19 protein-coding genes and 1 riboswitch are annotated in these 20,203 nt (G+C 28.4%); of the genes, 16 read left to right on the top strand and 3 right to left on the bottom strand.

The genetic code is table 11. The annotated features are described in order from the left end of the window. The first annotated feature begins 59 nt into the window (after positions 1-59). Entirely contained in the window at positions 60-1,013 is a 954-nt protein-coding gene (locus NSA23_RS03875; RefSeq protein WP_257490213.1) for an alpha/beta hydrolase, read from the top strand. Between the two features lie 54 nt (positions 1,014-1,067). Here the strand turns inward: NSA23_RS03875 and NSA23_RS03870 are convergent, their stop codons facing one another. Continuing rightward, positions 1,068-2,942 carry an ATP-dependent helicase gene (locus NSA23_RS03870; RefSeq protein WP_257490212.1) on the bottom strand — a complete coding sequence of 625 codons (1,875 nt, stop codon included), beginning with the start codon at positions 2,940-2,942 and terminating at the stop codon, positions 1,068-1,070. A gap of 158 nt (positions 2,943-3,100) precedes the next feature. Here NSA23_RS03870 and NSA23_RS03865 point away from each other — a divergent pair, with 158 nt between their 5' ends. The 15 genes from NSA23_RS03865 to map all read left to right on the top strand — a co-directional run bounded on the left by NSA23_RS03865 (position 3,101) and on the right by map (position 19,170). Next, positions 3,101-4,021, top strand: a complete 921-nt coding sequence (locus NSA23_RS03865; RefSeq protein ID WP_257490211.1) for an ABC transporter permease subunit — start codon at positions 3,101-3,103, stop codon at positions 4,019-4,021. After that, positions 4,018-6,360: a M28 family peptidase gene (locus NSA23_RS03860; RefSeq protein ID WP_257490210.1), complete on the top strand. Its 2,343-nt coding sequence runs from the start codon at positions 4,018-4,020 to the stop codon at positions 6,358-6,360. Before NSA23_RS03865 ends, NSA23_RS03860 begins: the two co-directional genes overlap by 4 nt. Before the next feature lie 4 nt (positions 6,361-6,364). Further along, positions 6,365-7,366, top strand: coding sequence for an ABC transporter ATP-binding protein (locus NSA23_RS03855; RefSeq protein ID WP_257490209.1), 1,002 nt, complete (start codon positions 6,365-6,367; stop codon positions 7,364-7,366). After that, positions 7,347-8,312 (top strand): ABC transporter ATP-binding protein, encoded by a 966-nt coding sequence (locus tag NSA23_RS03850; RefSeq protein ID WP_257490208.1) that lies wholly within the window; start codon positions 7,347-7,349, stop codon positions 8,310-8,312. The genes NSA23_RS03855 and NSA23_RS03850 overlap by 20 nt, the downstream gene beginning before the upstream one ends. Before the next feature lie 43 nt (positions 8,313-8,355). Further along, positions 8,356-8,814 carry a DUF134 domain-containing protein gene (locus tag NSA23_RS03845; RefSeq protein WP_042680040.1) on the top strand — a complete coding sequence of 153 codons (459 nt, stop codon included), beginning with the start codon at positions 8,356-8,358 and terminating at the stop codon, positions 8,812-8,814. Between the two features lie 84 nt (positions 8,815-8,898). Next, on the top strand, positions 8,899-9,726 hold the full coding sequence (locus NSA23_RS03840) for a methyl-accepting chemotaxis protein (RefSeq protein ID WP_257490207.1): 828 nt from the start codon (positions 8,899-8,901) through the stop codon (positions 9,724-9,726). 59 nt (positions 9,727-9,785) lie between these two features. Then, positions 9,786-10,349, top strand: a complete 564-nt coding sequence (locus tag NSA23_RS03835; RefSeq protein ID WP_042680043.1) for a phosphatase PAP2 family protein — start codon at positions 9,786-9,788, stop codon at positions 10,347-10,349. A gap of 64 nt (positions 10,350-10,413) precedes the next feature. Next, positions 10,414-11,226 (top strand): nitroreductase family protein, encoded by an 813-nt coding sequence (locus tag NSA23_RS03830; RefSeq protein WP_042680045.1) that lies wholly within the window; start codon positions 10,414-10,416, stop codon positions 11,224-11,226. A 143-nt stretch (positions 11,227-11,369) separates the two neighbouring features. Then, complete coding sequence (locus NSA23_RS03825; protein ID WP_476726957.1) at positions 11,370-13,481, top strand: heavy metal translocating P-type ATPase; 2,112 nt, start codon at positions 11,370-11,372, stop codon at positions 13,479-13,481. 129 nt (positions 13,482-13,610) lie between these two features. After that, positions 13,611-13,724: riboswitch (FMN riboswitch) on the top strand. Positions 13,725-13,803: 79 nt separating this feature from the next. Next, entirely contained in the window at positions 13,804-14,901 is a 1,098-nt protein-coding gene (gene ribD / locus NSA23_RS03820) for a bifunctional diaminohydroxyphosphoribosylaminopyrimidine deaminase/5-amino-6-(5-phosphoribosylamino)uracil reductase RibD (protein ID WP_042680049.1), read from the top strand. A gap of 14 nt (positions 14,902-14,915) precedes the next feature. Then, on the top strand, positions 14,916-15,566 hold the full coding sequence (locus NSA23_RS03815; protein ID WP_042680051.1) for a riboflavin synthase: 651 nt from the start codon (positions 14,916-14,918) through the stop codon (positions 15,564-15,566). Positions 15,567-15,578: 12 nt separating this feature from the next. After that, positions 15,579-16,805 carry a bifunctional 3,4-dihydroxy-2-butanone-4-phosphate synthase/GTP cyclohydrolase II gene (locus NSA23_RS03810; RefSeq protein WP_042680053.1) on the top strand — a complete coding sequence of 409 codons (1,227 nt, stop codon included), beginning with the start codon at positions 15,579-15,581 and terminating at the stop codon, positions 16,803-16,805. Next, complete coding sequence (gene ribH / locus NSA23_RS03805; protein WP_042680054.1) at positions 16,792-17,253, top strand: 6,7-dimethyl-8-ribityllumazine synthase; 462 nt, start codon at positions 16,792-16,794, stop codon at positions 17,251-17,253. Before NSA23_RS03810 ends, ribH begins: the two co-directional genes overlap by 14 nt. Positions 17,254-17,422: 169 nt before the next feature. Then, the gene (locus NSA23_RS03800; RefSeq protein WP_042680056.1) at positions 17,423-18,382 is read left to right on the top strand and encodes a tetratricopeptide repeat protein; all 960 of its coding nucleotides are present in this window, start codon (positions 17,423-17,425) and stop codon (positions 18,380-18,382) included. Between the two features lie 41 nt (positions 18,383-18,423). Continuing rightward, entirely contained in the window at positions 18,424-19,170 is a 747-nt protein-coding gene (map, locus tag NSA23_RS03795; protein ID WP_042680058.1) for a type I methionyl aminopeptidase, read from the top strand. A gap of 38 nt (positions 19,171-19,208) precedes the next feature. Here the strand turns inward: map and NSA23_RS03790 are convergent, their stop codons facing one another. Both NSA23_RS03790 and NSA23_RS03785 read right to left on the bottom strand, forming a co-directional pair. Beyond that, positions 19,209-20,012 carry an ABC transporter permease gene (locus tag NSA23_RS03790; RefSeq protein ID WP_042680060.1) on the bottom strand — a complete coding sequence of 268 codons (804 nt, stop codon included), beginning with the start codon at positions 20,010-20,012 and terminating at the stop codon, positions 19,209-19,211. Continuing rightward, positions 20,005-20,175, bottom strand: coding sequence for a sulfonate/nitrate/taurine transporter ATP-binding protein (locus tag NSA23_RS03785; protein WP_257490206.1), 171 nt, complete (start codon positions 20,173-20,175; stop codon positions 20,005-20,007). Before NSA23_RS03785 ends, NSA23_RS03790 begins: the two co-directional genes overlap by 8 nt. Positions 20,176-20,203 lie beyond the last annotated feature (28 nt).

The following is a 20,203-nucleotide window of genomic DNA, read 5'->3' as shown; positions in this document are numbered from 1 at the left end:
TTGAGCTAAAAGTTTAAATATAGTAAAATGGTATTAGTAAATAAGAAGGAGGAAAGAAAATGAAAGTTGAAAATCTAAAATTCAAATCCTCAGATGATATGGAAATCTTTTATAAAAAATGGATTCCTAATGATAAAAGGGATATAAGGGCTTGTATTCAAATTTCCCATGGTATGGCAGAGCATATAAAAAGATATGATGAATTTGCTAAAGTTTTAGTGGAGCAAGGATTTGTAGTTTATGGAAATGATCATAGAGGGCATGGAAAAACTGCAGAAGAACTTGAAAACATAGGGTATTTTGCTGATGAAAATGGGTGGGATAAAGTAGTTGATGATATGTACACTCTTACAAGAATAATAAAAAATGATTATGAGGATATACCTATTTTTATATTTAGCCATAGTATGGGTTCTTTTTTAACAAGAAGGTATATCCAACTTTATGGAGATGAATTAAAAGGAGTTATATTAAGTGGTACTGGTGGAGATCCAGGTATTGCGGGAAGTATTGGAATTAGAATTGCAAAGGGAGAGATAAGAAAAAATGGAAGTAGAGCTAAAAGTTCAAAGCTTAATAAATTATCCTTTGGAAATTTCAATAAAAAATTTGAGCCTGTTAAGACTGAATTTGATTGGCTGACTAGAGACGAATCTGAAGTTGATAAATATATTGAAGATCCTTATTGTGGAGATATATTTACCTGCGGTTTCTTTTATGATATGTTATCAGGGCTTAAAAAGTTAAATAAAAAAGAGAATATAAATAATATACCTAAGGACTTGCCAATTTTATTTATATCTGGAGATATGGATCCAGTTGGCAACAATACAAAAGGAGTTTTACAGGCCTATAATAGCTATAAAAATGCAGGAATAGTAGATATAGATTATAAATTTTATCCAAATGCTAGACATGAACTCTTAAACGAATTAAATAAAGAGGATGTTCACAAAGATATTATTGCTTGGATTGAAGCAAAACTAAGTTTAAAAGAGCAACTAACTGAATAGATTCATTTTTTAACCCTTGAAAACAATTAGCTTTCAAGGGTTTTTGCATATAGTTTATTTATTATTAAATATACTTTCTAATTCCATTAAGAATCTAGAATCATCTACTTTTTTTTCGTTTTTATATTCTGTAGTGATTAAGTCTAAAACTTCTTTAGCTCTAGTCATACCAACGTAGAAAAGTCTTCTTTCCTCTTCTAATAAATTAACTTGTCCATTTTCAAAAGTTTCAATACTATTGGAAGTAGGGAAATCTCCATCTATAAGGTCTATCATATATACTTTTTTAAATTCAAGTCCCTTTGCTGAATGGATTGTGGATAAAGTAACTCCATTTTTCTTATTTTTCGATTTATAAGATATATAATCTAAATATTTAAGACGTTCTAAAAATTTTTCAATATTGGAAGTATTTTTGGCTATTAATTTTAGATCAAATAAAATAGTTTTTAAAGAGTCATAAGTATAGCCAAATTTTATAGAATTTTCTTTAAGATATTTTTCATATTTTAAATCTTTTTCAATAAAAGAAATAGCTTCATAAGGTTTTAATTTAGATAATCTTTTAAAGTCGATTTTTAACTCATTAATTCTTTCTTTGTAATCTTCTCTCAAACCTGGATATTGAAGTAGCCTATCAAATACAGAAATATTATAGCTAAGGGTTTTTATCCAATTAATATATTTTTTATATATGTATCCTTTAGTTTTATAGTATATTTTTTCAAATTCAAAAATATTTGTATCATCATAGGCTACATTGAGAAAAGCTAATATATCCTTTACTATCCAATGATTAAACAAACTTATTTTCATATCTCTAATATAAAAAGGAATACTATTTCTTTCTAAATATTCAATAAGGCCTAAAGATGAAATATTGTTTCTATACAATATAGCTGTATTAGATAAATCTCCATACTTTTTAAAAGTTCTTACTAAATATTCATATTCATCTATTATAGTTTCAGTTCTCACAATTTGAATAGGTCTTATATTCCTATTTTTAGTAAATAATTCTTTATTATACCTTAATGTGTTTTGTTTTATAAAATTATTGCAGACATTAACTATATTGTTAGAAGAACGGAAATTTTCTTCCATATAAAATATTTTGGCATTAGGATATATTTTTTGAAAATTTAGCATATCATCAGGACAAGCCCCCCTAAACCCATATATAGACTGATCATCATCGGCAACTATGAACAGGTTATTTTTAGGGAAAGCTAGAGTTTTAATTATTTCCATTTGTATTTTAGAAGTATCTTGTCCTTCATCAACTTGAATATAGTCATATTTATTCCTACACTTAGTAAGTAAATACTTATCTTTATTTAATATATTTAATGTATATGTAAGCATGTCATCAAAATCTATAAGAAAGTTTTTTGTTTTATACTTTTCATAGGCGTTATATATTTCTTTTAAATTTCTTATATCAACTTTATTATTTTGTACAAAATCATTTATATCAAACATCATATTTTTAACATATCCAATAATATTTATAAGACCTTCCAATTTCTCTTCAGTAATATATTCTCTATTTATATCTAGATATATTTCTTTTAATAATTTATTTTTATACTGTGGATGCTTAGGACTTTCTATTAAATTATATTTTATATTATTCTTGTAGGCATATTCTCTTAAAATAGTATATGAAAAACTATGTATAGTGGAAAATTTCACAGGTATATTGTGAAGCTCAGTAAATATATTATTAAATCTATTTTTCATATCCTTAGCAGAAGATTTACTGAAAGTTATTGAAAGTATTTTTAAAGAATTTATATTATATTTTTTTATTAAATTATAAGTTCTATGAATTAAAACTGTGGTCTTTCCAGCACCGGGTACAGCTAGTACTAGAGCAGGACCATTTTTATGCCTAATAGCTCTTAATTGTTGTTTATTAAAATTCATTTTATCACCTATATGTTTTTAATAATATCATATCATATGCTGATAAAAAAATTGTTATTTTAAAATCTGTACATAAATATATATTTAAAGAGGGTTTTTAAAAGAGAATATAGAAATAGTTAGAAGCTATATATAATAAAAAGAAAGGAGGTTCTTTATTGAAGGATATTATATTAAAAGTTATTTCTAAGATAATTTATATTTTTATTTTTCTGAATTTTTTAATATTAGTTATAATTATTCCTGAGGATTGGTTGTTTTATGATTATAATGGTGGAAAGCTTTATATGACTATGGATAAGAGGGATTTTTTACATATTATCAAACATTGTTACAAATCAATATTTGATGGAGGTTTAGGTACTACAGTAAGAGGTGAAACCATTTGGAATTATATGAAACCTATTATACCTAAGTCTTTAATTCTTATATTTTTATCTTTAGCTATTTCTTTGGTATTAGGTATCTTAAAAGGAATACTAGACAGTAGAAAAGATAGAGAGAGAAGATCTACTATAAAACTTATGACTACAGTTATTGGTCTTTCATTTCCAGAAATATTTATAGGAGTATTACTTCAATCTTTTATGGTTTGGTTATATAGGAAGGGAATAGAAGCTTTGCCAGTAGGAGGTTACAGGAGTTTTAAACATATAATACTTCCAACTATTACATTGTCTTTATTTCCTACTATGTATATTGCAAGGGTTACATCATTAACTATAGATGATATATACTCAAAGGAATATATAAGGACTGCCATCGGAAAAGGGGCTTCACGTAGGAGAGTATTGTATATTCATGTACTTAAACAGGCATTGCCAAAGATAATAGGTTCATTTTCTTACATACTTTCAACTTTAATTGCTAATTTAGTTGTAGTAGAATATCTTTTTTATTATCCAGGTTTGGCTTATGTTATGTTGTTTAAATATTCTATAGGGGAAAAATCAGTAGCTATAGGGGCAGCATTATTTCTTTCTATTACATATTTTGCTTTAAAATTAATTATAAAGTTTCTTGCCTTTTTTATAGATCCAATAAAGAGAAGCAAATTAAGAATGGGAGGAATTAGATGAAAAAAATTAACTTACCTCTAATACTAGGGTTTATTATTGTAATCTCTTTATTATTGATAGTAATATTTGAAGATGATTTAATGAGGTCTGATCCATATGCATTAGGAGAGGAAAACTTGCCTCCTGATAATGAAAATATTTTTGGAACGGATATTTTAGGTAGAGATATATATAGTCGTATAGTAGCTGGAACTAAAATTACCTTAACTGTTGCTTTGTTGACAACTCTATTAAGATTCTTAATTGCAATTCCGTTAGCTTTTTTTTCAGGATTTGGAGGAATATTAAGTACTAAATTAATAGATTTTTTTTCATCTACCTTTAGTGCTATTCCAGTAGTAGTAATGAGCTATATAGTATTAAATACAGAGGGATTGAAACAGTTAGAACTTAGGGAATCTATTATTGCTTTTTCAGTAGTATTAGCTATTGTTGGCTGGGGAAGGCTTTCAGAAAGTATAAAAATAAGGATAGAAAGTATTTTAAATGAAGATTTCATAGAAGGAGAAATAGCTATAGGAAAAAATAATATCTTAATTGCTTTTCAAAACGTGTTACCACATCTTATAACTATGCTTGTAGTTGCATTCTTTCTTGAAATTAGTAATGTATTAATCAATTTAGCTACCTTAGGGTTATTTGGAATATATGTGGGAGTAGATGAATATGACTTATTTCAGAAGTTGAGAGGACTTGCATATAAACCTAATTATCATCCAGAATGGGGAGGTATGCTTTCTTCTTCTAGATATGCAATATCTTCTGGAAGGCCTTGGATAGTCCTTTATCCAGCTTTGATGTTTTTTATAACTATTAGTGGATTCAACTTATTAGGTGAAGGTATTCAATATGAAGTGGATAAAAGAGGTTCTCTTGTACTACACAATATAAAAAGATTTTTATATAATTTATTGCCTACTACTTATATTTATGAGATCATAAATTTCAAAAAATACAGAAAAAAAGTATTTGCAAAAAGTATAGTAATCATGGTTATTATTTCTATTATAGTTGTACCTAAATTAGATCTTGGATATAAAGTTAAAGCAGTGGTATCTTTTAATCCTATTGAAGAGTTATCAAAAGACAAATACGAGGGAAGATTGGTTTCAACTAAGGGAAGAGATGAAGCTTGCAACTATATAGTTAAAGAGTTAAAAAAAATAGGTTTAGATCCTATTTATGATGATAAATATATAGAGAAATTTAAGACCAAAAGACCTATTCCTATACTAAAGAATTCCCAAATAATTATTTCCAAAGAAGCTAAGGAGTTGAAAAAATATAGTCTTAGAAAAGATTTCTTTATTAACCAGATTTTCTTTGAAAATAAAGAGGATGCTCATATTTCTCCTATAAAAAGAATGGAAGGAAAGATAATATTATTAGATGATTATAAAGAAGAAAACTTTGATGATGGGAAAAAATATTTTATTATTGTAGATACAAATGAATTTTATGAGGATTCTATAAACTTATGTCATCAAATTGGGAAAAACCCTTCTGTAGAAGGTATTATAATAAATATAGATGATGATGATAAAGCAGAGGATAAAGATTGGGTTCAATTATATAATATTGAGGGAAAACATAATAATCCATTTATAATTGAAGCTAAAAAGGAAATAGTTAAAGAACTATCAAATTATTCAGGTAATGAATTAAGTATAGAGAATGATGTGGAAATTGGAGAAGAGCTAATAGGAAAAAATATTGGGGCTATGATCAAGGGAAAAACAGATGAGAAACCATTAGTTATAGTAACAGATTATGATTATTTGGGATTTGAAAAAGAGATGAAGTATGAGGGGCTGTATAAAAATGGAACTAGTATAAGTACAATATTAAGTATAGCTAAAAGTTTATCAGAAATAGAGAAAACCCCAGATAGGAATATAATTTTTGCTTTTTTAGATTCTTCTGAATACTATAGCAGAGGAGCAGAAGTATTTGGATTTAGTGATTATATTAAGGATGATGGATTTTTCATATATGTGAATTTTTTAGGACTAGAGAAAGAAGATAATCTCTATATAGATACTACTATGATTACAACTCAGTACAAAGAACATATGGATAATATTTATTATATGAGGAAAAAGGCTAAAAAGCTAGATATTTCATTGGAGCAAGAGCAAGTGTCTAAAGCAATTTTAAGTTCCCTTAGACTAAATCATTTTGGTTCATCAGGTATAGTCCTTAGTGGTATAGATTCTGATACTTATTATGATGAATATTATGGAACTAAACAAGATAATTTAGATGAGATAGATAGAGATAAATTAGAAATTCAAACTCAATTTATATTAGATTCTATTTTACATATATTGGGATGGTGATATAATGGAGAAAATTCTTGATATAAAAGATTTAAAAACTTATTTCTACATTGATGATAAAGTTGTTCACGCGGTAGATGGAGTAAGTTTTAGTATAAATATGGGGGAAATAGTATCTATCATAGGAGAATCAGGGAGCGGAAAAAGTGTAACAGCCTATTCAATTATGGGAATTATACCTAAACCATATGGAAAGATTAAATCTGGAATGATTCTTTTTAAAGGAGAAGACTTACTTCAAAAGAGTGAGAAAGAACTTACTAAAATTAGAGGAAATAAAATTTCCATAGTATATCAAGAACCTATGAATAGTCTAAATCCAAGACTTAAAATTGGATACCAATTAATGGAATGTTTAATGATTCACAAAAAAATGAAAAGAAAGGAAGCAAGAAAAAATGCTATAGAGATGTTAAAAATTGTAAATATACCCGATCCAGAAAAGAGATACAATTCCTACCCATATGAGCTAAGTGGAGGGATGATACAAAAAGTTATGATTGCCATGGCATTGATATGTAAGCCAGATTTGTTAATACTTGATGAAGCAACAACAGCTTTAGATGTGACAACTCAAGCAGAAATATTGTCTCTTGTAGAGGAGCTAAAACAAAAATACAATATGTCTATACTCTTAATTACTCACGATTTAGGAATAGTAAATCAAATAGCAGATAGAGTAATAGTAATGTATGGAGGAAAAGTATTAGAAAGTTTACCTATAAATGAAATTACAAAAGAAGTTCTTCATCCTTATACAATTGGTCTTATGAAATGTATTCCTAAAATTGAAGAAAAAAAGGATGTGCTCTATAGTATTAAAGGATATATTCCAGATTTAAATAGTAGATTCGAACTATGTCCTTTTCATGAAAGATGTGAGAAGAAAGTTGAAATATGTGATAATTATATGCCTAAATTAGTGGAAATAAAGAAAGATCATTTAGTTAGATGTTTACTTTATTCAGAGGAGGTAGAAAAAAACTATGGAAATGCCTCTAATTAGTGTTAAGAATTTAAAAAAGTATTTTAATATGTCTCAAAGTAAAGAGATGATAAGGGCAGTTGATGGAATATCTTTTGATATATATGAAGGGGAAACATTTGGACTTGTGGGAGAAAGTGGTTGTGGCAAAAGTACTACTGGTAAGTTAATTTTAAGATTATTAAATCCTACAGATGGAGAGGTTTTATTAAATGGGGATAATATATTAAAATATAATAGGAAAAAGTTTAGGAAACTAAGAAAAGATTTACAGATAGTTTTTCAGAATTCTTCTTCAGTACTAGACCCTAAAATGTTTGCTTATGATATACTTGTTGAACCGTTAATCCTTCACAAAATAGTTCCTAGATATGAACTTAATGAAGAAGTTGATAGATTATTGGACATGGTAGGACTTCCTAAATCATCTAAGAGGAAACTTCCTAATGAATTTAGTGGAGGTCAAAAACAAAGGTTAATAATAGCAAGAGCTTTAGCTACTAGACCTAAATTTATAATTTGTGATGAACCTGTTTCCTCATTAGATGTATCTATTCAGTCTCAAATATTGAATCTTTTAGTAAAATTTCAAAACGAATATAGTCTTACATATTTATTTATAGCCCATAGTCTTAATGTAGTAAGACATATATCTAATAGGGTAGGAGTTATGTATCTAGGTAAAATAGTTGAAATTGGTTCTAATAAAGAAATATTTAAAAGTCCTACCCATCCATATACAAAAGCATTAATATCAGCCTTTCCGAATTTAGAGGAAAAAAAGTTTAATGAAGAAAAACTAATACTTAAAGGAGAAGTACCTAGCCCTATAAATATTCCTACAGGTTGTTCATTTCACACAAGATGTCCATATAGCTATGGAAAGTGTAAGAAAGAAGAACCAGAGCTTATGGAAATTACAAAAGGGCATTATGTTTCCTGTTTTCTAATTGAAAAAAATTTATAATTAAATATAATAGTCCTATAAGTATTTGTTAAGGAGTGGTATTATGGCTAGGCCTATAAAATGGAGACGAGTTGAAAAATTACCTGAATATAGATATTTTGTTCCTTCTAAAACAGAGAAGAATTTAAATGAAAATACTCTAAAAATAGAAGAATTAGAAGCTATAAGACTTAGAGATTTAGAGGGCCTTGAACAAGAAGAATGTGCAAATAGTATGGAAATATCTAGGCAAACCTTCCAAAGAATTTACAATGAAGCCAAAAAGAAAGTTGCAGATAGTTTAATAAATGGAAAAGCTATAAGAATAACTGGTGGCAATTATACTCAACATATTTGCAAGCTTGTATGTGAAAAATGTGGTAATAGTTGGCAAGAAAGAGTAGAAGATTTAGAACATGAAGATGATATATGTCCAAAATGTGGTTCACCTAAACATTATTGTAAAGAAAACAAGAGTAGAAAAGGCTGCAGAAAAAAATGTTGTAAAATATGTAATGAATAGTATAAAGATTTTTAAAAAAGGATTAGCTCTTTTTATGTCGAATTCTATACTTGGAAATATACAATCTAATTGAGGGGGAGAAATATGGCTAAAATTTTGGAAGCTTTTCAAATGGTAGCACCTTATATTAATGATCTAACTATAAATGATGTAGCAGTTACTATTACAGATAGAGAAAAGTACATTGACTTTATAAAAGGAGATGAAATACCTCAGCTGGCTGTAGAAGGAGAAGTTATTTATGAAGGCTCTGTAGTAGGAGAATGTATTAAGAATGGGAGAAGAGTTATAAGAAAGGTACCTAAAGAAGTAAGAGGATTTCCATACATAGCTTGTGGAGTACCTGTTAGGGAAAATGGGGAAATTGTAGGAGCTGTATCTTTTGTTTTAACTATTGATAAACAGGAGCAATTATTAAAATTGGCAGAAAATCTTTCTGAAGGATTAGAAGAATTAACTAATACATCCCAAACTATTGAAGATTCTGCTTATAATTTATTAGAGGTGACAAATAAGGTAAATGGTATAACGAATGAGCTTATGGGAAATATTGATGAAACTGATAATATAATTAATATAATACAAAAAATATCTAAGCAAACTAATTTGTTAGGATTAAATGCTTCAATAGAAGCAGCAAGAGTTGGCAAAGAAGGAAAAGGTTTTGAAGTTGTAGCAGAAGAAATAAGAAAATTAGCTATTAGCAGTTCAGATTCTATAAATAAGATAGAAAAAATATTGGAAGGAATAAAAGACACATCAAATACTCAAAATGAAGTTATGGAAGAAATGAGAAAAATCACAAACTTACAAGAAAAAACAATTAGAACAATAAATAGCAGTTTGCAGGAACTTTATTCAAATGTAACAATTTTAGTGGATTATGCTAAAGATTTAAGTGAGGAAAGATAAAAAATGGGTAACAATAGTCTGTAATAATATATTTAACTAAGACTGTATTAGGTGATAATATGAAAAGACATAGGAAAACTAATTCTTTTGATAGAAAAATATTAAATTGGTTCAATAGCACTATTAAATCTAGCTTCCTAGATAAATTCATGTATATGGCTACAGACCTAGGTAGTGGGATATTTAATACAATACTTTTAATTATTTTAATTTTATTTGGAAATGGTAAATTAAGATTTGTAGCGGTAGAGGCTGCTATATCTATATCCATAAGCCAGATAATTGTTCAGATATTGAAAAGATCCTTAGGCAGAGAAAGACCGTACAAAGTTCTTCAGAATATAAATACATTTGGTTTAAATCTTAAGGATTATTCTTTTCCATCTGGACACACGACTGCTGGATTTTCAATGGCTACTATTTTTGCTTTGAACTATTCATATTTAATTATTCCAGTAATAGTATTGGCATTTATAATTGGGATTTCTAGGATGTATTTAGGAGTACATTATCCTACAGATGTAGTAGGAGGAATAATAGTAGGTATTGTTCCGGCTTTATTTGTGCATTTTAAACTATTAATACATATTGAAAAAATCCTAGTTTTCTTAGAATTAATTTAATTATATTTAAAGGGTTTAAAAATTTTATATTTAAAATAGAAATTATAGGAAAGGGTGATTTGAAATGCTTATGAGCAATTTTCTAAGAGATAGAAAATCTACAAGAGAGTATAAAAATAAAGAGGTATCCAAGGATATATTGGAAAAGGTTATAGACTATGGAAAAGAAATAGAAAAGGAAATAGGAGATGAAAATTTTAGATTTCTATTACTTAAAAATGGAGACAAAGTATATAAAACTCTTGAAGGAAAAGGTGGTTATTCAGGAGTAATGATTAAAAGTCCACATTATATTGCATTAGAAACTTTAGATAGTTCTAGAGACAGTATAATAAAGGGTGCTTATGCTATGGAAAAACTTATAACTAAGGCAACAGAATATAGTCTAGGAACTTGTTGGATAAGTATAGAGAATGTAGATGGACAAATAAAAAAAGAATTGTGCAATAATTTAGATGGAGATGTAAATTATATTTTAGCTATTGGGTATCCAACACCTAAGAATCCTTTTATTCAAGAACCGGATAGCTGTAGATTATCTATAGAAGATATTGTATATAAGGATGAGATAGGAAAAAATATATCTGCAGAAGAGTTAGAAAATAGAGGATTAAGCGATTTATTTTTCTATGTAAGATTTGCTCCATCAAGTTTTAATAACCAACCATGGAGATTCATACTTAAGGACAGTAAAATAATTTTAATTTTAATGAAAGAAGAAGATAAAGTTAGTTTCATAGATGCAGGTATCATTATGTATTATTTTGAAAATATGGCTACTGCTATTGGAGTAACTGGTAAATGGAACCTAATAAATTGTGAAGATGTAGAAGTAAATGGGACAAGCTACAGCTATATAGGAGAATTTAATATATAAAAATAGTTTAATAAATCCTTAGTTAAAAGCTAGGGATTTATTTTTTAATTAGTATTGACAACTAAATATTTAGGGGATATAATATACTTAAACATATGAACAATTGCTCATATGTTTAATGATTGATAAAGGGGATGAATCTAGTGATTAAAAAGGAGTTTATATTAGAGGGATTAAACTGTGCAAATTGTGCAGATAAAATTGAAAAACAAACAAAGAATATAATTGGTGTAGACAATGCAGCAATGGATTTTGTATCTAAAAAGTTAAGGGTTCAGATAGATTCAAATAATGATTTAGATAAAATATCTAATGAAGTAAAATCTATTGTAAATGAAATTGAACCAGATGTAAAAGTTTATGAAAAAGATTCTTCTACTAATACTTCCGACCATGATCATGATCATGGGAATGTAGAAAATAGTCAAATAGCAAAACTAATAATATCTGCTATTTTATTTTTAATACCTATAATATTAAAATTCGAAGGAAGTTCTAGATTTATTTTCTTCTTTATAAGTTATATAGTTGTTGGAGGAGAAATACTACTAAAAGCGTTAAGGAATATATCTAAAGGTCAAGTATTTGATGAGAATTTTTTAATGGCAATAGCCACTATAGGCGCTTTTGCTATAGGAGAATATCCTGAAGGTGTAGCTGTAATGCTTTTTTATCAATTAGGTGAGTTATTTCAAGACATAGCAGTAGGACACTCTAGGAAATCTATAAAATCATTATTAGATATAAGACCTGATTATGCAAATATTAAAGAGGGAGAAAAAATAAAAAAAGTAGAACCTTCTGAGGTAAAAATAGGAGATTATATAGTTATAAAACCAGGAGAAAAAATTCCTCTAGATGGTATTGTTGTAGATGGAAAATCTAATGTAGATACTTCTAATATAACTGGTGAAACAGTTCCTAGAACTATAGAAGAAGGTGATACTGTATTAAGTGGTTTTGTAAATAATGAAGGATTATTAACTGTTGAAGTTTCAAAAGAATTTGGAGAATCAACAGTATCAAAGATATTGGATTTAGTTGAAAATGCTTCTAGCAAAAAAGCTTCAACTGAAAATTTCATAACAGTATTTGCTAGATATTATACTCCCGTAGTAGTAGTAGGTGCTTTATTGATAGCGTTCATTCCACCTCTTTTATTTAATTTAAATTTAAGTGAATGGATATATAGGGCTTTAGTATTTTTGGTAATATCTTGTCCTTGTGCATTGGTTATTTCAATACCCTTAGGTTTCTTTGGTGGAATTGGTGGGGCTTCAAAAACTGGAATACTTATAAAGGGTGGAAATTATCTAGAAGCATTAAATCAGGTAGATACTATAGTTATGGATAAAACAGGTACTTTAACAAAAGGAATTTTTCAAGTAACAGAAATAGAACCTTTAGAAGGTTTTACGTCTGATGAAATATTAGAATATGCAGCTTTTGGAGAAGTTTTTTCAAATCATCCAATAGGCAAATCTATACTTAAAGCCTATGGAAAAGAAATAGACAATAATAATATAAAAAATTATAAAGAAATATCAGGAAAAGGAGTAAAGGTAGAAGTAAATGGAGATGGAATAACAGTAGGTAATGAAAGGTTATTTAAAGATGAAGGCATTCCTATTAGAGAAAAGAAAAGCTTTGGAACTATTGTATATGTAGCTAAAAATAATGAGTATATAGGAAATATAATTATATCTGATGAAATAAAGGAGGATTCAAAAGATACTATATCTGAATTGAAAAAAATGGGGATTAAAGAGACCATTATGCTTTCAGGAGATAATAACATAGTTGCAGAAGGAGTAGGCAAGGAATTAGGAGTAGATAGAGTATATGGAGAACTTCTTCCTCAAGACAAGGTAAATATATTGGAAAAAATCATGAGAGAAAAAAAGAAAAAAGGAAAAGTTGCATTTGTTGGAGATGGAGTAAATGATGCTCCAGTACTAGCTAGAGCAGATGTAGGAATTGCTATGGGAGGATTAGGTTCAGATGCAGCTATAGAAGCTTCAGATATAGTTATAATGACTGATGAACCTAAGAGAATATCTACAGGAATTAAAATATCTAAAAAGACTAAAAAAATAGTTACACAAAATATAATATTTGCTTTAGGAGTTAAATGCATAGTATTAGTATTGGGAGCTTTTGGTGTAGCCAGTATGTGGGAAGCAGTATTTGCTGATGTAGGAGTTTCTGTTATAGCTATTTTAAACTCTATGAGAGCTTTAAAAGTAGATGAGTAATAAATGGCCAATTTTTAGGAAAAAACTAAAAATTGGCCATTTATTATTAAAGATTATAAAGTAAAGAAATAAAAAGTTTGCATTTTATTTAACATAATGTTATAATGATATAAAATTACATAAGATATCTTGAACCTTCAGGGCAGGGTGCAATTCCCTACCGGTGGTATAGCCCACGAGCCGAAAGGCAGATTCGGTTAGATTCCGAAGCCGACAGTACAGTCTGGATGAAAGAAGGTTGTATGCTTTTTTTGCATACATTTATTTAATTGTAAACTGTCCTGAATTTTTCAGGGCAGTTTATTTTTTTGGAGGTGATTATATGACTTGTGTTGATGAGTATTTTATGGATAAAGCATTGGAACTTTCAAAAAAAGGGATAGGATTTGTAAACCCTAACCCTATTGTAGGAGCATTGATTGTAAAGGATGGAGATATAATAGGATCTGGATACCATGAAGCATATGGAAAAGCACATGCTGAAATAAATGCATTTAATAGCGTAAAAGATAATGTTGAAGGAGCTACTATGTATATTACATTAGAGCCTTGTTCTCACTATGGAAAAAATGCTCCTTGTGTAAATGAAATCATTAGAAGAAAAATTAAAAGAGTAGTTATAGCTATGAAAGATCCTAATCCATTAGTATCAGGGAAAGGGATAGAACTGCTTTTGAAAAATAATATAGATGTAAAGGTTGGAGTTCTCGAAGAAGAAGCAGAAAAGAATAATGAAATATTTATAAAATATATAAAAACTAAAAAGCCATTTTGTATTCTAAAGGCTGGTATGAGTTTAGATGGAAAAATAGCCACCTATTCTGGAGAATCTAAATGGATAACTAGTGATGAATCAAGAAAATATTCTCATAAATTAAGGAATAAGGTATCTGGAATATTAGTAGGAATTAATACAGTCTTAAAGGATGACCCAATATTAAATATAAGGATTGAAGATGGAGTATATAAAAATCCTACAAGAATTGTTTTAGATAGTCATGGGAAAATTCCTCTTAAATCAAAATTGCTAACTACTTTAGATATAGCAAATACTATGGTAGTTGTGACAGAGAAGGCAGCAAAAGATAAAATAAAAAATATTGAAAATACTGGTGCAGAAGTGATAGTTTCTCCATTGAAGGAAGGAAAAGTAGATTTGAATTTTTTAGTGGATGAATTGGGGAAAAGAAAAATAGATAGTATTTTAATAGAAGGTGGAGGAGAAGTAAACTTTTCTTTTTTAAAAGAAGATTTAGTAGATAAAGCAATATTTTTTATTGCACCTAAAATAATTGGAGGAGCTAGTGCTAAGACTCCAGTAGAAGGAAGGGGGATAGGACTATTAAAAGATGTACCACAGTTAAAAAATATTGATACTTTCAAACTAGGGAAAGATCTAGTAGTAGAAGGATATCTATAATTGGGGGTGAGTTGTTGTTTACGGGAATCATTGAAGAAATAGGCATAGTTTCAAATTTCATTAAATCTAGTAAAATAAGTACTTTAAAAATAGGATGCAATAAAATATTAGAAGGTATTTCATTAGGAGATAGCATAGCAGTAAATGGAATATGTCTTACAGTGAAAAAATATGATTCAAATTATTTTGAAGCAGATATTATGAATGAAACACTATCTAAAACGAATCTTAATATTTGTAAAATTGGCAATAGTGTGAATCTAGAAAGGGCATTAAAGATAGGTGATAGAATAGGAGGTCATATAGTTAGTGGGCATATAGATGGAATAGGAACTATTAGAAAATTAGAGGATGATGGAGATTCAACATGGATAACTATTAAAACTACTGAAGATATAATGAATTATATAGTTTATAAAGGTTCTATAGCATTAGATGGAATTAGTTTGACAGTAGCAGATATTAGCATGGATAGTTTTAAAGTTTCTGTAGTTCCCCATACCCAGAAAGAAACTATTTTATTAGAAAAGAAAGTAGGAGATATTGTAAATATTGAATGTGACCAAATAGGAAAATATATTGAAAAATTTTTAAATAAGGATGATGAATCTAAGAAAAAATCAACTTTGAATTTAGATAAGCTTAAAAAATATGGATATGTATAGGGAGGGTGCAAAATGGGTGAATTCAATACTATTAATGAAGCTATAGAAGAAGTTAGAAAGGGAAGTTTTGTAGTAGTTTTAGATGATGAAAATAGAGAAAATGAAGGAGATTTAATTATTGCAGCAGAGAAAGTTACTACAGAAAAGATTAATTTCATGACTAAATATGGAAGAGGATTAGTATGTATGCCAGTTGAAGGAAAAAGGTTAGAAGAACTTAATATTCACCAAATGGTTGCTAAAAATACAGATAATCATGAAACAGCTTTTACCGTTTCTGTAGACCATAAAGATACTTCAACAGGTATTTCTGCAGGTGACAGAGCATTAACTATAAAGAAAATAATAGATAAAAATGCTAAAGGAGAAGATTTTAGAAGGCCAGGACATGTTTTTCCATTGAAGTCTAGAAAAGGAGGAGTGTTAAAGAGAGCAGGACACACTGAAGCAGCTGTAGATTTAGCAAAGCTTGCTGGACTTTTTCCAGCTGGCGTTTTATGTGAAATTATGAATGAAAATGGAACTATGGCTAGGACAGATGATTTAATCAAATATGCTAATAAATTTGGATTTAAAATAATAACTGTTGCAGATCTTATAGCATACAGAAGAAAAACTGAAAAACTAATATCAAAGGTAGGGACAGCTAAATTACCAACAAAGTATGGAGATTTTAAGATAGTAGGATATAAAGACTTATTAAATGGCAGTCAACATGTAGTACTAATTAAAGGAGAAGTTGATGATGGAAAACCTACACTAGTAAGGGTTCATTCTGAATGTTTAACTGGGGATGTATTTTGTTCTCTAAGATGTGATTGTGGAGATCAGCTCCATTCAGCAATGGATAAGGTAAATAGGGAAGGTAAAGGTGTAATTTTATACATGAGACAGGAAGGTAGGGGAATAGGTCTTTTAAATAAAATCAAGGCTTATTCTCTCCAAGATAAAGGAATGGATACTGTAGAGGCAAATCTGGCTCTAGGCTATGAAGATGATATGAGAGATTATGGTATTGGAGCACAGATATTATCTGATATAGGACTAAAAAAAATAAGGCTTATGACTAATAATCCAAGAAAAGTATCTGGTATATCAGGTTATGGTCTTGAAATTATTGAAAGAGTACCAATTGAAATTGAACCAACAAAAGAAGATTATAAATATCTGAAAACAAAAAAAGAAAAACTTGGACATATTATTAATGTAAATAAGGGGGATTTTTATGAAAGTATATGAAGGAAATTTAATTGGAAAGGAACTAAAAATATGTATAGTAGTTGGAAGGTTTAATGAATTTATAGGTTCAAAATTATTAGATGGTTCTATAGATGGGCTAAAAAGACATGGAGTAAATGAAGAGGATATTTCAATATTTTGGGTTCCAGGCTCTTTTGAAATTCCATTAATGGCAAAAAAATTAGCTTCTCTAAGGAAATATGATGCTATTATTTGTCTTGGGGCAGTAATAAAAGGTGATACTTATCATTTTGAATGTGTGTCAAATGAAGTTTCTAAAGGTATAGCTAAAGTTTCATTAGATACAGAAATACCAGTAATCTTTGGTATACTTACAACTGATAATATTGAACAAGCTATAGAAAGAGCAGGTACGAAAGGTGGTAATAAAGGATTTGAAGCAGCAATTTCTGCTATAGAAATGGCTAATCTTTTGAAGAAGATTTAATATCTAAATAAAATGAGAATGTCAGCATTGACATTCTCATTTTATTTAGATATATTAAAAAGGCTAAAGTAGTACTTATTAGAATTTTTTTAAAATATAATTATTAATAATTAATTAGTGAAATATGATAAACTATAAGTATATAATAAATACTAAGAGGTGCAAATTAATGAAAAGTCATTTAACTAACTTTGATAGAAGATATAATTATATAATACTTGCAGAAAATTTCTATCTAGATGATTATAGAGAAAAGGCAGTAAAATTTTATTTTAAAGCATTAGATTTTCCGGGTGAAGAAGATGAAGACTTGGAAATATTATATAATATAGCTTTCATATATGATGAAATGGATAAGCTTAAAGAAGCATTAAAAGCTTATAAAGAGATTATAAAAATAAGTCCAGAAGAATGTGGAGCTTTTTATGGAGCAGCAACTCTTTATGAAAGGCTAGGGGATAAAGAAAAAGCTTTAGAATATTATTTTAAAGCTGCAGAAATAAATCCAGAATATGACAGAGCTTATTTTTACATAGCTAATATATATGATGAGATGGGGAAAAAAGAAGAAGCTATTAAATATTATGAAAAGGTAATTAAATTAAAGCCAAATGATCATATTGCTTACAATAATTTAGGTTCTATATATGAAGAATTAAAGGATTATGATAAAGCTTATGAAATGGTAAAAAAAAGTATTGGAATAAATTCAAATTATTATAAGGCATTATTTAATATGGGAGTTATTTATAAAAGGTTAAATAAATTTAAAAAAGCTATAGAATATTACAATAAATCAATAACTATAAATAAGAATTATCCTTACTCTTTTTTGAATAAATCTGTCATATATATTGAACAAGGGAAAATAGAAAAAGCTATAACAGTATTAACAGAAGGGATAGAGTATAATCCTTATGCAGAATATCTATATTATAATAGAGCGTGTTGTTATGCAAAACTTAGTGAAAACAATAAAGCTATCGAAGATTTAAGGAAAGCTATAGTTCTTTACCCAGGGTTTGTAAGTATAGCTAAATCAGATGAAGATTTAAAGAACTTATTGAATGATGAAAGATTTATTCAAATTTTAAATAAAGATAAAAAGGATATATTAGATAAAAAATAGTTTTATTGTATAGTAAAATATGAAAAAGGAGCATGAATAATATGGTAATAATTAAGACTAGAGAAGAAATTGAAAAAATGCAAAAAGCAGGTGAAATATTAGCAAATTGTCATAAAGAAATTGCCAAGATTATTAGACCAGGAATTTCAACTTTGGATATAGATGAATTTGTAGAAGGATATTTAAAGAAATACAATGCTACACCAGAGCAAAAAGGATATCAAGGATACCCTTATGCAATTTGTGCATCTATAAATGATGAAATATGTCATGGTTTTCCAAGAAAAGAATTATTAAAAGATGGAGATATTGTAACAATAGATATGGTAGTGAATTTAGATGGTTGGCTTGCAGACTCAGCTTGGTCTTATGCAGTAGGAAATATTTCAAATGAAGCCAAGAAACTTTTAGAAGTAACTAAAAAGTCACTTTATATAGGAATAGAAAAAGCTCGAGTAGGAAATAGAATAGGAGATATATCTCATGCAATCCAAACCTATGTAGAAGGAGAAGGATTTTCTGTTGTAAGGGATTTTGTTGGTCATGGAATAGGTAAAGATATGCATGAAGATCCACAAGTTCCTCATTTTGGTCGTTCAGGAAGAGGACTAAGGCTCATGGAAGGAATGGTTTTAACCATAGAACCTATGGTAAATACAGGAGTTTATGGTTGCAAAATAGACGATAATGAATGGACAGCTAGAACATTGGATAGAGGATTGTCAGCCCAATATGAGCATACATTAGCAATAACTAAAGATGGTCCAATAATAATTACAGAGCAATAAAAATAAAGTGGGGAAATCTGATTTCCCCACTTTATTTTTTATTGCTGCCATTTAGTCAATTTTCTTTCAATAAAGGCTATAAGCTGATACATTATAGCAGATATTATAGCTAATATAAACACGCTCATCATTACTAAATCAAGCTTAAATACTTGACCACCGTATACTATTAAATAACCAATACCAGCTTTGGAAACTAAGAATTCTCCTACAATAACTCCAACCCAAGATAATCCTATATTTACTTTTATAGTACTAATTATTGTAGGAATACTAGATGGAAGTACTACTTTTTTCAAAACTTGAAATTTAGTAGCACCAAAAGTTTCTAAAAGTTTTATTTTGTCTTTATCAACATTTTTAAATCCACTATATACATTCATTATAGTTACCACTATAGATAGTGTAATAGCAGTAACAATAATGCCTGAATATCCAGCACCTACCCATATAATTATTATAGGGGCAAGGGCAGTTTTAGGTAGACTATTTAAAACTACAAGATAAGGGTCTAATACCTTTGCTAAAAAATCAGACCACCAAAGTAATATAGCAATTAAAACACCTAAAATTGTTCCAATTAAAAAGCCTACTATGGTTTCTAATACTGATATGCCTACATGATAAAATAAATGTCCTCCTTTGGCATAGTCAATAAACAATTTCCAAATTTGAGATGGTGAGCTAGTAAGGAATGTATCTATCCATCCAAGTCTTGCAGTTATTTCCCATTGCAATAACCATATAACTAAAATTAATATTTGAGTGATAATAATATCTCTCTTTCTTTTTTTTATCTTTTTTAAATATTTTTCATGTTCTTTAGAATTTTTATTATACATGAATATCTAGCTCCTTCCATATTTGATTGAAATAATATCTAAATTCTGGAGCTTCTCTACATTTCATAGGAGTACGAACTCCTCCAGGACATGTTAAATTAATAGGTATTATATCTTTAATAGTAGCAGGCCTTTTAGATAGAACTACAACTCTATCAGACACAGATATAGCTTCTGCTATATACAACATA

It is taken from the genome of Anaerosalibacter massiliensis (genome assembly GCF_024623155.1).
Classification (GTDB): Bacteria; Bacillota; Clostridia; order Tissierellales; family Sporanaerobacteraceae; genus Anaerosalibacter; species Anaerosalibacter massiliensis.
Note: the sequence above shows the minus strand (reverse complement) of the source record. Positions and strands in the feature narration are given on the sequence as shown.

Bases quoted from the DNA above. Each gene is read 5' to 3' on its own strand.
- NSA23_RS03875 (WP_257490213.1), top strand. From the start codon at position 60: ATGAAAGTTGAAAATCTAAAATTCAAATCCTCAGATGATATGGAAATC.
- NSA23_RS03870 (WP_257490212.1), bottom strand. From the start codon at position 2,942: ATGAATTTTAATAAACAACAATTAAGAGCTATTAGGCATAAAAATGGT.
- NSA23_RS03860 (WP_257490210.1), top strand. From the start codon at position 4,018: ATGAAAAAAATTAACTTACCTCTAATACTAGGGTTTATTATTGTAATC.
- NSA23_RS03855 (WP_257490209.1), top strand. From the start codon at position 6,365: ATGGAGAAAATTCTTGATATAAAAGATTTAAAAACTTATTTCTACATT.
- NSA23_RS03850 (WP_257490208.1), top strand. From the start codon at position 7,347: ATGGAAATGCCTCTAATTAGTGTTAAGAATTTAAAAAAGTATTTTAAT.
- NSA23_RS03845 (WP_042680040.1), top strand. From the start codon at position 8,356: ATGGCTAGGCCTATAAAATGGAGACGAGTTGAAAAATTACCTGAATAT.
- NSA23_RS03840 (WP_257490207.1), top strand. From the start codon at position 8,899: ATGGCTAAAATTTTGGAAGCTTTTCAAATGGTAGCACCTTATATTAAT.
- NSA23_RS03835 (WP_042680043.1), top strand. From the start codon at position 9,786: ATGAAAAGACATAGGAAAACTAATTCTTTTGATAGAAAAATATTAAAT.
- NSA23_RS03830 (WP_042680045.1), top strand. From the start codon at position 10,414: ATGCTTATGAGCAATTTTCTAAGAGATAGAAAATCTACAAGAGAGTAT.
- ribD (WP_042680049.1), top strand. From the start codon at position 13,804: ATGACTTGTGTTGATGAGTATTTTATGGATAAAGCATTGGAACTTTCA.
- NSA23_RS03810 (WP_042680053.1), top strand. From the start codon at position 15,579: ATGGGTGAATTCAATACTATTAATGAAGCTATAGAAGAAGTTAGAAAG.
- ribH (WP_042680054.1), top strand. From the start codon at position 16,792: ATGAAAGTATATGAAGGAAATTTAATTGGAAAGGAACTAAAAATATGT.
- NSA23_RS03800 (WP_042680056.1), top strand. From the start codon at position 17,423: ATGAAAAGTCATTTAACTAACTTTGATAGAAGATATAATTATATAATA.
- map (WP_042680058.1), top strand. From the start codon at position 18,424: ATGGTAATAATTAAGACTAGAGAAGAAATTGAAAAAATGCAAAAAGCA.
- NSA23_RS03790 (WP_042680060.1), bottom strand. From the start codon at position 20,012: ATGTATAATAAAAATTCTAAAGAACATGAAAAATATTTAAAAAAGATA.